The 12050-nt window shown below is 65.6% G+C and carries 11 protein-coding genes; 4 read left to right on the top strand and 7 right to left on the bottom strand.

Annotation, left to right across the window (positions count from 1 at the left end; genetic code table 11):
* Positions 1–13: 13 nt before the first annotated feature.
* Positions 14–1303, bottom strand: a complete 1290-nt coding sequence (locus GV068_RS21375) for an efflux RND transporter periplasmic adaptor subunit (protein WP_159702633.1) — start codon at positions 1301–1303, stop codon at positions 14–16.
* A gap of 154 nt (positions 1304–1457) precedes the next feature.
* On the opposite strand from GV068_RS21375, the gene GV068_RS21380 reads away from it, so the two are divergent.
* Complete coding sequence (locus GV068_RS21380; protein WP_159705376.1) at positions 1458–2078, top strand: TetR family transcriptional regulator; 621 nt, start codon at positions 1458–1460, stop codon at positions 2076–2078.
* Positions 2079–2124: 46 nt separating this feature from the next.
* On the opposite strand, the gene tal is transcribed toward GV068_RS21380, so the two are convergent.
* The 6 genes from tal to pgi form a co-directional block, all read right to left on the bottom strand.
* Complete coding sequence (tal, locus tag GV068_RS21385) at positions 2125–3057, bottom strand: transaldolase (protein WP_159702636.1); 933 nt, start codon at positions 3055–3057, stop codon at positions 2125–2127.
* Between the two features lie 18 nt (positions 3058–3075).
* Positions 3076–3573 (bottom strand): GAF domain-containing protein, encoded by a 498-nt coding sequence (locus GV068_RS21390; RefSeq protein ID WP_159702639.1) that lies wholly within the window; start codon positions 3571–3573, stop codon positions 3076–3078.
* Positions 3574–3661: 88 nt separating this feature from the next.
* Positions 3662–4516: an SIS domain-containing protein gene (locus tag GV068_RS21395; RefSeq protein ID WP_159702642.1), complete on the bottom strand. Its 855-nt coding sequence runs from the start codon at positions 4514–4516 to the stop codon at positions 3662–3664.
* A gap of 13 nt (positions 4517–4529) precedes the next feature.
* Positions 4530–5999: a glucose-6-phosphate dehydrogenase gene (zwf, locus tag GV068_RS21400; protein WP_159702645.1), complete on the bottom strand. Its 1470-nt coding sequence runs from the start codon at positions 5997–5999 to the stop codon at positions 4530–4532.
* Between the two features lie 114 nt (positions 6000–6113).
* On the bottom strand, positions 6114–7013 hold the full coding sequence (locus GV068_RS21405) for an SMP-30/gluconolactonase/LRE family protein (RefSeq protein ID WP_229464399.1): 900 nt from the start codon (positions 7011–7013) through the stop codon (positions 6114–6116).
* Between the two features lie 18 nt (positions 7014–7031).
* Positions 7032–8687 carry a glucose-6-phosphate isomerase gene (gene pgi / locus GV068_RS21410; protein ID WP_159702648.1) on the bottom strand — a complete coding sequence of 552 codons (1656 nt, stop codon included), beginning with the start codon at positions 8685–8687 and terminating at the stop codon, positions 7032–7034.
* A gap of 225 nt (positions 8688–8912) precedes the next feature.
* Here pgi and edd point away from each other — a divergent pair, with 225 nt between their 5' ends.
* Genes edd through GV068_RS21425 form a run of 3 tightly spaced genes read left to right on the top strand, consistent with a single transcriptional unit; the run spans position 8913 to position 12026 of the window.
* Positions 8913–10832: a phosphogluconate dehydratase gene (gene edd / locus GV068_RS21415; RefSeq protein ID WP_159702651.1), complete on the top strand. Its 1920-nt coding sequence runs from the start codon at positions 8913–8915 to the stop codon at positions 10830–10832.
* Between the two features lie 8 nt (positions 10833–10840).
* The gene (gene eda / locus GV068_RS21420) at positions 10841–11464 is read left to right on the top strand and encodes a bifunctional 4-hydroxy-2-oxoglutarate aldolase/2-dehydro-3-deoxy-phosphogluconate aldolase (protein ID WP_159702654.1); all 624 of its coding nucleotides are present in this window, start codon (positions 10841–10843) and stop codon (positions 11462–11464) included.
* 52 nt (positions 11465–11516) lie between these two features.
* Positions 11517–12026: a Rhs element Vgr protein gene (locus GV068_RS21425; RefSeq protein ID WP_159702657.1), complete on the top strand. Its 510-nt coding sequence runs from the start codon at positions 11517–11519 to the stop codon at positions 12024–12026.
* Positions 12027–12050: the final 24 nt, after the last annotated feature.

The following is a 12050-nucleotide window of genomic DNA, read 5'->3' on the forward strand; positions in this document are numbered from 1 at the left end:
GTTCCTGCGGCGCTTAGCGGCGCGGCGTGCCTGCGGCCGGGGTGGCGCTGGTGGTGGAGCCGGACGGCGCCGAGGCCGGGACCTGGCCCGCGGTCTGGGCGGCAGCGGCGCCCGCGCTGGCGGTGCTTGGGGCCGGCGCTGCCGCGTTCGAGGTCCACGGCACCGGCTTGACCGGGGTACCCGGCGGCAGCATCTGCAGCTTCTGGAAGCCGTCCACCATCACGCGTTCGCCTTCCTTCAGGCCATCGGTGACGATCCAGTTCGAGCCCTGCTGCGAGCCGATCTTGACGACGCGCTGGGCCGGCTTGTTGTCGGCGCCGACCACCATCAGGGTGTCGCCCTGCTGGCCGCCGCGGGTAACGGCCTGCTGTGGCACCACGATGCCGTTCGGGATCTGGGCCTGGGCCAGGCGCACGCGCACGTATTGGCCAGGCAGCAGGGCATTGCCCGGGTTGGCGATGGTCGCGCGCAGGGTGACCTGGCCGGTGCTCGGGTCGACGGTAATGTCGGAGAACTGCAGGCGGCCCTTGGTGGCCAGTTCGGTGCCGTCGTCGAGGATCACGCTGACCGAGGCATCGGAACCGCCGCCGGCCTGCTTGCGCAGACGCTGCAGCTCGCTGGCCGACTGGGTGATGTTCAGGTACATCGAATCGGTCTGCTGGATCAGGGCCAGTTCGGTGGCCTGGGTGGCAGAGACCAGCGCACCTTCGGTCACCAGCGCGCGGCCGATGCGGCCCGAGATCGGGGCATACACGTTGGCGTAGCCGGTGTTGATCTGGGCGATGCGCACCTGGGCGCGGGCGGCCGCCACGGCGGCTTCGGCCTGCTTCTGGGCGGCGACGGCGTTGGTGTATTCCTGCTTGCTGACGGCCTGCGCCTCGACCAGCGGCTTGTAGCGCTCGGCCAGGGCGGTGGCCTGGTTCAGGGTCGCCTGGGCGCTGCCGACGTCGGCCTGGGCCGCGGCGAGGCGCGCCTGGTAGGGCGCCGGGTCGATCTGGAACAGCGACTGGCCCTGCTTGACGATGCTGCCTTCGGTGAACAGGCGCTTGAGCACCACGCCATCGACACGCGCGCGCACCTGCGAGGTGCGGATCGGTTCGGCTCTAGCCGGCAGTTCGGTCAGCAGCGCGACCGGCTCGTATTTGGTGGTGATGACGCCGACTTCCGGCGCCGGCATGCCGCCGCCGGGTCCGCCTGCGGCAGGGGCGGCGTCTTTCTTGCCGCAGCCCGAGAGCAGGGCTAGCGCGACCAGGGTGCCGGCGGCGATGCGGGTCAGGGAAAGGGAGGAGTGGTCTGAGCGCATTACGTATGCTTCCTTCTCATTGTTGTTTCGACATCCGGCGCAGACACTTCCACTGCACTCGAATCGTCACTGGCTTTTACGAACAGTTTTATATACTATCACGGCTGTATGTTTATTGCCGGACACCCCTTCAAACGGGAGGGCACTGAAAAAAATGGCGCGTAAAACGAAAGCGGAAGCCGCGGCGACCCGCGACAGCATCCTGGATGCTGCTGAAAGATTGTTTGCTGAACAAGGCGTCTCAAGGACGACTTTACAGCATATTGCAAGCGCTGCGGGCGTGACGCGCGGTGCGATCTATTGGCATTTCCTGGACAAGGGCGCGCTGTTCAACGCCATGTTCGACCGCGCCAAGATGCCGATGGACGAGGCGATGCAGGTGCTCGACAACCAGCGCGACGTGAAGGACCCCTTGCAATGCCTGCGCGACGACATGATGACGGTGCTGCGCATCGTGGTCGAGGACGAGAAGGCGCGCCGCGTGTTCGAGATCGCTACCCTGAAAACCGAATTCATCGACGAGGTGGATTCGGTGCGCGCGCGCCGGCGCGAATCGATCGGCTTGTGGCAGGACCGGATGGAAGGGCACCTGAAGCAGGCGCAGGAAAAAGGCCTGCTACGCGCGGGTGTGGAAACGCTGGCGGCCGCGCAGGGCGGCTGGATCATGGTCGATGGCCTGATCCGCAACTGGATCTTCGAGCCGACCATGTTCGACTTGATGACCTTGGGCGGGACGGTGATCGATACCTATCTGGATGGCTTGCGGGCGGCGTAAACCGCCGCCCCATGTGAGAAGCGCACCCGAGGGTGCGCTTTCTTGTTTACTTCTTCATCTCTTCGATCATCTTCTTCAGCTTGATCGAGTCGGCCACGAAGGCGCGGATGCCTTCAGCCAGCTTCTCGGTCCCCATCGCGTCTTCGTTCAGCATGAAGCGGAAGGTCTTCTCGTCGACGGTGATCTTGTCGATGTCGGCGCTGGCGTCGGTCGTCAGCTTGCGCTCGACCGGCGCCTCGGTGTCGGCCAGCTTCTGCAGCAGGTCCGGCGAGATGGTCAGCAGGTCGCAGCCCGCCAGTTCCAGGATCTGCGAGGTGTTGCGGAAGCTCGCGCCCATCACTTCGGTCTTGTAGCCGAACTTGCGGTAGTACTGGTAGATGCGCTTGACCGACTGCACGCCCGGATCGTCCGCGCCGGTGTACTCGGTACCGGTCGACTTCTTGTACCAGTCGTAGATGCGGCCGACGAACGGCGAGATCAGCTTGACGCCGGCGTCGGCGCAGGCAATCGCCTGGCACAGCGAGAACAGCAGGGTCAGGTTGCAGTGGATGCCTTCCTTCTCCAGGATCTCGGCGGCGCGGATGCCTTCCCAGGTCGAGGCGATCTTGATCAGGACGCGCTCGCGCGAAACGCCGGCCTTTTCGTACAGGGCGATCAGCTCGCGGCCCTTGGCGACGGTGGCTTCGGTGTCGAAGGAGAGGGCGGCGTCGATCTCGGTCGAGACGCGGCCCGGCACGTACTTCAGGATCTCGACGCCGAAACCGATCAGGAGGTTGTCGACGATTTCATCGACCGTCGCGTGCGGCGCGTCGGCGATCGCCTTTTCCAGCAGCGGGCGGTATTCCGGCTTCTGCACGGCCTTCAGGATCAGCGACGGGTTGGTGGTCGCATCCTGCGGCGCGTAGGCCTTGATCGACTGGAAGTCGCCGGTGTCGGCGACCACGGTGGTGTACTGCTTGAGCTGTTCGAGTTGGTTCATGGCGGGATGGAGTGCAGATTAAAAGTCGGTGCCGTCGATGAAGGCGGCGAGCATTTCTTCGAGGCCGGCGCGGTCCTCGTCCGAGAAGCGGTCCGGCAGTGGGCTGTCGATATCGAACACGCCCAGCAGTTCGCCGTCCTTGATCACCGGGATCACGATCTCCGATGCGGAGGCCGAATCGCAGGCGATGTGGCCCGGGAAGGCATGCACGTCCGGCACGACGATGGTCTTGCGCTCGACCGCGGTGGCGCCGCAGACGCCGCGCCCGAAGGGAATGCGGGCGCAGGCAGGTTTACCCTGGAACGGCCCGACCAGCAGGTCATTGCCGTCGCCCTTGCGCGCCGGGACGGTGAAGTAGAAGCCGGCCCAGTTCAGGTCGGCCAGGGTGTCGTAGACGAGAGCGGAAAACTGGGCGGCATTCGCCATCAGATTGCGTTCGCCTTCGAGGACGCTCTCGACCTGGCGCACCAGCAGGGCGTAGTCGGGGCGGGAGCTGCGTTCGGGATTGATGTGCATTGCGGTACCCGGGATGCTATGGAAACCGGGTATTTTACACCCGTGGCGGCTTCGCTGCGCTCGTGTCAGCCGTGCGTCAGCCGCGCACTCAGCCGATGAAGGAATCGAACTGCATGTCGAATTCCTGCAGCGCCTTTTGCGCGTTCTGCATCTTCTTGCGGAATTCCGGCCCGCGCTGCAGCGCCAGGCCGACTGCCAGCACGTCGATCACGACGAGATATGCCAGGCGCGCCGAAATCGGCGTGTAGGGGTCGATCGCGAACACCAGGTCGATCGGGATGAACAGGGTCGCGATTTCCGCCAGCGGCGTGCCCGAAGGCGCCAGCACGATCACGTCGGCGCCGCCGCGCCGCGCCAGCTTGGCCGAGCGGGTCAGCGCCGGGTTGTTGCCGCGCTGCGAGATCGCCACCACCGCGTCGCCCTGGCGCAGCAGGGCCGCCGCGATCGAGTGGATCGCCGGGTCGGTATAGGCCACGGTCGGCACGCCCGAGCGGAAGAACTTGTGCTGGGCGTCGGCCGCCACGAAGCCGGACGAGCCTTGGCCGTAGAACTCGATCTTGTTGGCGCGCGACAGGATGTCGAGCGCCTTCTGGACCAGTTCCGGCTTGAGGTTGTTGCGCAGGTCGAGCAGGGTATTGATGGAGCGGCTGCAGATCTTGTTCACCAGGTCCGCCGCCAGGTCGTCCGGCGCTGGCTGCTCGTTCGCGCCCGGCAGCGCCAGCGCCAGGCCCTGGGCCAGCTTGAGCTTGAACTCGTGCCAGCCGTCGTAACCCAGGGTGCGGCAGAAGCGCACCACGGTCGGCTCCGACACCTGGGCGCTCTTGGCCAGCGCCGTGATGTTCTGGCTCACCGTATTGGCAGGGGCGGCCAGTACGGCCAGCGCCACCTTGCGTTCGGATTTGGAGAGCGAGTCGAGCTGGGTGCGGATGGAGTCGAGCAGCATGGTGTCGTCCCGTTCAGTCTTCCGGCAGCACTTCTTCGCGCCACTGCAGCCCGTCGCGCCCGATCAGGGCGCTCGAGGCGGCGGGGCCCCAGGTGCCTGAAGTGTAGGGCACCGGCGCACTGTCGTCCTGTTCCCAGTGTTCGAGGATGGGTTCGACCCATTCCCAGGCCGCTTCCAGTTCGTCGCCGCGCATGAACAGGGTCAGCTGGCCGCGCAGCACGTCGACCAGCAGGCGCTCGTAGGCTTCCATGCGCGGGCTGGTGAACTGTTCGCGGAAGTCGAGTTCGAGCTCGGCCTGCTTCAGGCGCATCGAGTCGCCCGGGGTCTTGGCCATCAGGTTCATCGACAGGCCTTCGTCCGGCTGCAGGCGGATCACCAGGCTGTTCGGCTGGAAGCTGTTGGTCGGCTGGTTGAAGATCGAATGCGGGATCTGCTTGAAGCGCACCACGATCTCGGCCAGGCGGTCGGCCATGCGCTTGCCGGTGCGCAGGTAGAAGGGCACCCCGGCCCAGCGCCAGGTGTCGATCTCGGCCTTCATGGCGACAAAAGTCTCGGTCTTCGAGCCCTTCGGCGCTTCCGGTTCGTCGCGGTAGCCCGGCACTGCCTGGCCGTCGATGTGGCCGGAGCGGTACTGGCCGCGCACGATGTTCTGCGCCAGCGTGGTCGGGGTAAACCGCTTCAGGGACCTGAGCACCTGCAGCTTGGCGTCGCGCACGGCGTCCGGCGCGATCGAGGTCGGCGGCTCCATCGCCACGATGCACAGCAGCTGCAGCAGGTGGTTCTGCAGCATGTCGCGCAGCGCGCCCGAGGTGTCATAGTAGCCCAGGCGGTTGCCGACGCCGATCTTCTCGGCGATGGTGATCTGCACGTCCGAGATCCACTCGCGGCGCCACAGCGGCTCGAACAGGATGTTCCCGAAGCGCAGGGCCAGCAGGTTCTGCACGGTCTCCTTGCCCAGGTAATGGTCGATGCGGTAGATCTGCGATTCGGCGAACACCTTGCCGACGTCCAGGTTGATCTGCTTGGCCGAGGCCAGGTCGCGGCCCAGGGGCTTTTCCAGCACCACGCGCGAGGTCGGCGTCACCAGCCCGGAGGCGGCCAGGTTGTCGCAGATGGTCGCGAACAGGTGCGGCGGGGTGGCCAGGTAGTAGACGCGGGTCAGACCCTCGTCATTGCGCAGGGTGTCGACCAGCGGGCCGAAGCTTGTCAGGTCGGTGGCGTTCAGCGCCACGTAGACGATGCGTTTAAGGAAGCGGGCCCAGGTTGCTTCGTCCGGCGTCTCCTTGATGTTCGGCTTCGAGTTCTTCTCGACGAATTGCAGGAACTCGTCCTGTGTGAAGTCATCGCGGCCGACGCAGACGATGCGGGCGGTGTCGGGCAGGTCGTTGCAGACGTCACGGGCGTACATGGCTGGGAGAAGCTTGCGCATCGCAAGGTCGCCACTGCCGCCAAAGAAAACGAGGTCGAAGTCGAGAAGAGCCATGGGAATATCTGATTGAGGGGTGGAAGCGTTTGTGTAAATTTACTACACAGATATTCGCTTGACAAGAAATTCTACTACGCAATTCTGGGGTGGCCGGGCTGGCCACCTCCGGGATCAATGGTGGACGTATTCCGGCTCTACGCGCCCGGCGACGTCGACGCGGATCGACAGCAGCTTGCCGCTGAGCGGATAATGCGCCAGCTCCTCGGGTGAGCGGCCATGGCTGGCCGTGGTGATATACAGCGTGCGCAGGTCCGGGCCGCCGAAGGCGACCGAGGTCGGGCAGCGCACCGGCAGCGCGATCTCGCGCAGGATCTCGCCGTTCGGGGCGAGGCGCAGCACGCGCCCGCCTTCGAACATCGCCACCCAGTAGGCGCCTTCGCTGTCGACCGTGGCGCCGTCCGGGCGGCCGCCGTAGTCGGGCGCGCTCTTGTCCGTCGAGAAGGTCTTCAAGGTGCGGCCATTGGCGTGCACGCCGGTCTCGGGATCATAGTCGTAGCAGTCGATCCGGTGCGTGGTGGTATCGGCGTGGTACATGGTGCGGCCGTCCAGGCTCCAGGCCAGGCCGTTCGAGTTGGTCATGTTGCCGGCCCAGGCCTGGCGCAACTGGCCACGCTCGAGCACATACATCTCGGCTGCCGGCTTGTCGCGCGGTTCGTACATGGTGCCGACCCAGAAGCGGCCCGCCGGATCGACGCGGCCGTCATTGAAACGGACGATGTTCGTGTCGTAGGGCGCGCCGGCGATCGGCGTCTCCTTGCCGCTGGTGGTGTTCAGGCACACCAGACCGGTGCGCAGCGAGACCACCAGGTTGTTGTCGCTGTCGATCGCCAGGGCCGAAGGCTCCGAGTCCATCTTCCAGCTCGAGAACTTGCCGCTCGCCGGGTGGACCCGGTTGACCGTGCGGCCGTTGATGTCGACCCAGTACAGGGCCGACTCGACCTCGTGCCAGGTTGCGGCTTCGCCGACCAGCATCGGCGCGTCGTGCACCACTTCGAATTTATCGCTTGCCATGTGATTGTGCGTTCAGGTTCAGAAAGCGGCCTTCGCGCGTGCGATCAGGCCATTGGTGGAGCTGTCGTGATTCGCCGGTTGCGCGTCGCCCGTCAGTTCGGCCTCGATCTTCTTGGCCAGCACCTTACCGAGTTCAACGCCCCACTGGTCGAAACTGTTGACATTCCAGATCACGCCTTGCACGAAAGTCTTGTGCTCATACAGCGCGATCAGGGCGCCCAGGGTCGACGGCGTCAGGCGCTCCATCAGGATGGTGTTGCTCGGGCGGTTGCCGGGGAAGGTCTTGTGCGGCGCCAGGCGCTCGATCTCGTCCGGCGCCAGGCCTTGTCCATGCAGGTCGGCGCGCACCTCGTCGATGGTCTTGCCCTTCATGAAGGCTTCCGACTGCGCGAAGCAGTTCGCCAGCAGGGCGCTGTGGTGGTGCTCCATCTCGTGCGCCGGACGCAGGGCGGCGATGAAGTCGATCGGGGTGACGTCGGTACCCTGGTGCAGCAGCTGGAAGTAGGCGTGCTGGCCGTTGGTGCCCGGCTCGCCCCAGATCGCCGGGCAGGTCGGGGTGTCGACCGGCGCGCCTTCGCGCGTGACCGACTTGCCGTTGCTTTCCATGTCGAGCTGCTGCAGATACGCCGGGAAGCGGTTCAGGTCCTGGTGGTAGGGCGCGATGGTGACCGAGTGCGCATCCAGGAACTCGCGGTTCCAGAAGCCGACCAGGGCCAGGAGCATCGGCATGTTCTGCTCGACGGGCGCGGTGCGGAAGTGCTCGTCCATGGCGTGGGCGCCGGCCAGGAAATCGCTGAAGTAGCCGTAGCCGACCGCCAGCGCGACCGACAGGCCGATGGCCGACCACACGGAGTAGCGCCCGCCCACCCAGTCCCAGAACGGGAACATGTTGGCCGGGTCGATGCCGAAGGCCTTGATCGCTTCGATATTCGTCGAAACGGCGACGAAGTGCTTGGCCAGCGCTTCTTCCGGGGCGCGCTCCAGGAACCAGCTGCGCGCGGTCTGCGCGTTCATCATGGTCTCGGCGGTGGTGAAGGTCTTGGAGGCGACGATGAAGAGGGTGGTCTCCGGATCGACCTGGGACAAGGCCGCATCCATGTCGTGGCCGTCCACGTTCGACACGAAGTGCATGCGCAGACGCGGGTGCGCGTAGTGGCGCAAGGCCAGCACCACCATCTTCGGGCCCAGGTCGGAGCCGCCGATGCCGATGTTGACGATGTCGGTGATCGGCTTGCCCGTGTGGCCCAGCCATTCGCCGCTGCGCACCGCATCGGTGAAGCTGCGGATACGGTCGAGCACCGCATGGACGTCGGCGTTCACGTCCTGGCCATCGACCACCAGCTGGCTGCCGCGTGGCGCGCGCAGGGCGGTATGCAGGACCGCGCGGTTCTCGGTATTGTTGATGCGTTCGCCCGCGAACATGGCATCGCGGCGCGCCTCGACGCCACGCTCGCGCGCCAGCGCCGCCAGCAGTTCAAGCGTGCGCCCGTCGAGACGATTTTTTGAATAGTCTAGGAACAGCCCCGCGGCCTCGACCGACAGCTTCTCGAAGCGCTGCGGATCGGCGGCGAACAGGCTGCGCATCTCCCAGTCTTCGGCCTGAACGGCGTGGTTTTCAAGGGCCTGGAAGCTGGCGGTACTGGTGAGCGATGGGGTCGAAGAAGGCTGGCGCATGGGGTCGGTGTTGAAGAAACAATATTGTCAATAGCAGATTATCGAATAATACAGGATGCTAGCGTAAATTCACTACATAAATAGGTAGCGGCTTGTCAGCAGCTGCCGGCATGCGAGATTCCCGGCGCCGATGGCTTAAGTCGGCCGTGATAGGGGAATCTCGCTTTCTGCGCTCTCCAACAATCTGTAGTAAAATTTCAGATACCAAATTTAAGAGGAACGATCATGGCGCTGCACCCCGTAGTCGAACAGGTAACGAACCGGATCATCAAGCGAAGCCGTCCCTCGCGCGCGGCCTACCTCGCCCATCTCGAAGCCGCCCGCATCCAGGGTGTACAGCGCGGGGCGCTGTCGTGCACCAACCTCGCGCACGGCTTCGCCGCCTTCCCCGCCAACGACAAGCTCAAGCTGAAGGAATACAAGAAGCCGTCGGTGGCGATCGTCTCGTCCTACAACGACATGCTGTCGGCCCACCAGCCCTTCGAGTATTACCCGCAGGTGATCAAGGAGGCCGTGCGCGAAGTCGACGCGGTGGCCCAGTTCGCGGGCGGCGTGCCGGCCATGTGCGACGGCGTGACCCAGGGCCAGCCGGGCATGGAACTGTCGCTGTTCTCGCGCGACACCATCGCCATGGCGACCGCGGTGGCGATGTCGCACAATATGTTCGACGCCGCGCTCTACCTCGGCATCTGCGACAAGATCGTGCCGGGCCTGCTCATCGGTGCGCTGCACTTCGGCCACATCCCGGGCATCTTCGTGCCGGGCGGCCCGATGACCAGCGGGATCTCGAACAAGGAAAAGGCGGCCGTCCGCCAGCGCTACGCCAAGGGCGAAGCCACCCGCGAGGAACTGCTGGAGAACGAATCGGCGTCCTATCACGGCGCCGGCACCTGCACCTTCTACGGCACCGCCAACAGCAACCAGATGCTGATGGAGATGATGGGCTTGCACCTGCCGGGTTCCGCCTTCATCACCCCGGGTACGCCGCTGCGCGACGCGCTGACGAAAGCCGCATCGCACCAGGCCGTGAAGATCTCGCAGCAGGGCGGCGAATACATGCCGATCGGCCGCATCGTCGACGAGAAGAGCATCGTCAACGCGATCGTCGCACTGCACGCGACCGGCGGCTCGACCAACCACACCCTGCACCTGGTGGCGATCGCGCGCGCGGCCGGCATCGTGATCGACTGGAATGACTTCGACGAACTCTCGAAGGTGGTGCCGTCGCTCACCCGGATCTACCCGAACGGCGAAGCCGACGTGAACCACTTCCAGGCCGCCGGCGGTCCGGGCTTCGTGATCCGCGAACTGCTCGATGCCGGCCTGGCCCACGAGGATGTCAACACCATCCTCGGCCACGGCCTGCGCGCCCACTGCAGGGAGCCGTTCCTGGGCGAAGACGGCCGCGTGGTATGGCGCGACGTGCCTGCGCAATCGGGCGACGAAGCGGTACTGCGCCCGGCCAGCAATCCGTTCGCGAACAACGGCGGCATGGTGCTGGTGCAGGGTAACCTGGGCCGCGCCGTGATGAAGATCTCGGCGGTGAAGGCCGAGTACCACGTGGTCGAGGCGCCGGCCATCACCTTCGATTCGCAGGAAGCTTTCATGGACGCCTACAAGGCGGGGAAACTGAACCGCGACTTCGTGGCCGTGATCCGCTTCCAGGGCCCGCGCGCCAACGGCATGCCGGAACTGCATGCGCTGACGCCGGCGCTGTCGAACCTGCAGGACGCCGGCTACAAGGTGGCGATGGTCACCGACGGCCGCATGTCGGGCGCCTCCGGCAAGGTGCCGGCGGCGATCCACGTCTCGCCCGAGATCCTGGCCGGCGGTCCGCTCGGCCTGGTGCGCGACGGCGACCTGATTCGCGTGAACGCCATCACCGGCGAACTCGACGCCCTGGTGCCGGACGAAGTATGGGCCGGGCGCAGCATGGCCACGGCCGACCTGTCGAAGAGCCACATCGGCATGGGCCGCGAACTGTTCGCCATGTTCCGCACCCATTCCAGCCCGGCGGAGCAGGGCGCGGCGACCTTCCCGCTGCCTTCGCCAATCGAAACTACCGTACCATTGCATGAAGGCGCCCACGTCGAAGAAGGGCAGCCCGGTTCGGACGAAGACTTTCTCTTTAGGACGCAGAAATAATGGCACAAATGAGCTTACTTGAAATCATGCGCTCGGCGAGCGTCATCCCCGTCATCGCCATCGACGACCCGAGCCACGCCGTGCCGCTGGCGAAAGCCCTGGTTGCGGGCGGCATCCGCGTGCTGGAAGTCACGCTGCGCACCGAACACGGCCTGCAGGCGATCCGTGACATGAGCAGCGTGGAAGGCGCGATCGTCGGCGTCGGCACCCTGACCCAGCCGCACGAGTTTGAAGCCTCGCGCGACGCCGGCGCCGTGTTCGGCGTCTCGCCGGGCCTGACCGCGACCATGATCGAGGCCGCGAAGAAGAGCGGCCTGCCGCTGCTGCCTGGCGTGATGACGCCGTCCGAAGTGATGGCCGCGCGCGAGCACGGCTTCAAGCAACTGAAGCTGTTCCCGGCAGTGCCGGCGGGCGGCGTCGGCATGCTGAACGCGATCGCCGGCCCGCTGCCGGACGTGACCTTCTGCCCGACCGGCGGCATCTCGATCGAGACCGCGCCGAAGTTCTTGGCCTGTAAGAACGTGGCCTGTGTTGGCGGTTCCTGGCTGACGCCGAAGGACCTGATCGCCGCCGGCGATTGGGCCGGCATCACCGAACTGGCGAAAGCGGCCGCCGCGCTGCGTGCTGCATAAGCATTCAAGGAAACAGGCTCGTTCCCGTCCGCTGACGGAGAACGAGATCGCGATGGCGTCGCTGCTGTTCGGCGACGCCATCGATTACGGCCGCGTGCGCATCCACGGCCGCCGCTACATGCCCTTCCAGCCGAAGAACTGCTGCATGACCCCGAACGGCAGCATGTACTTCCACCGTTCCTGCTTCCTGCCCGACTACACCCGCGGCGACCCCGGCGCGATCCACTGGTTCATGCACGAGATGGTGCACGTGTGGCAGCACCAGCTGGGCTATCCGGTGCGCCTGCGCGGCGCCGTGCGCATCGGGCTGCCGTATGCCTACACCCTGCGCGAAGGCGCAAGCCTGGCCGACTACAACATGGAAGCGCAGGGCGACCTGCTGGCGGATTACTTCGTGCTGAAATTCCTGCGCAAGCCGCAGGCCATGCGGCAGGGGCGTTATCGCGACAGCCTGGCCTTGTACGAGCAGGTCCTGAGCGCTTTCCTGGCCGATCCCTCGGACCGCCGCCATCTTCATCGCGGTCCGGCGCGCTGGCTGGCGCGGCAACGAACTGCAGCCTGATTCCTGCCGACCGGTTGTGCTCGC

It is taken from the genome of Massilia sp. 9I (assembly GCF_902506415.1).
Classification (GTDB): domain Bacteria; phylum Pseudomonadota; class Gammaproteobacteria; order Burkholderiales; family Burkholderiaceae_D; genus Telluria.

Bases quoted from the DNA above. Each gene is read 5' to 3' on its own strand.
- edd (WP_159702651.1), top strand. From the start codon at position 8,913: ATGGCGCTGCACCCCGTAGTCGAACAGGTAACGAACCGGATCATCAAG.
- eda (WP_159702654.1), top strand. From the start codon at position 10,841: ATGAGCTTACTTGAAATCATGCGCTCGGCGAGCGTCATCCCCGTCATC.
- GV068_RS21405 (WP_229464399.1), bottom strand. From the start codon at position 7,013: ATGGCAAGCGATAAATTCGAAGTGGTGCACGACGCGCCGATGCTGGTC.
- tal (WP_159702636.1), bottom strand. From the start codon at position 3,057: ATGAACCAACTCGAACAGCTCAAGCAGTACACCACCGTGGTCGCCGAC.
- zwf (WP_159702645.1), bottom strand. From the start codon at position 5,999: ATGGCTCTTCTCGACTTCGACCTCGTTTTCTTTGGCGGCAGTGGCGAC.
- GV068_RS21390 (WP_159702639.1), bottom strand. From the start codon at position 3,573: ATGCACATCAATCCCGAACGCAGCTCCCGCCCCGACTACGCCCTGCTG.
- GV068_RS21395 (WP_159702642.1), bottom strand. From the start codon at position 4,516: ATGCTGCTCGACTCCATCCGCACCCAGCTCGACTCGCTCTCCAAATCC.
- GV068_RS21375 (WP_159702633.1), bottom strand. From the start codon at position 1,303: ATGCGCTCAGACCACTCCTCCCTTTCCCTGACCCGCATCGCCGCCGGC.
- pgi (WP_159702648.1), bottom strand. From the start codon at position 8,687: ATGCGCCAGCCTTCTTCGACCCCATCGCTCACCAGTACCGCCAGCTTC.
- GV068_RS21425 (WP_159702657.1), top strand. From the start codon at position 11,517: ATGGCGTCGCTGCTGTTCGGCGACGCCATCGATTACGGCCGCGTGCGC.
- GV068_RS21380 (WP_159705376.1), top strand. From the start codon at position 1,458: ATGGCGCGTAAAACGAAAGCGGAAGCCGCGGCGACCCGCGACAGCATC.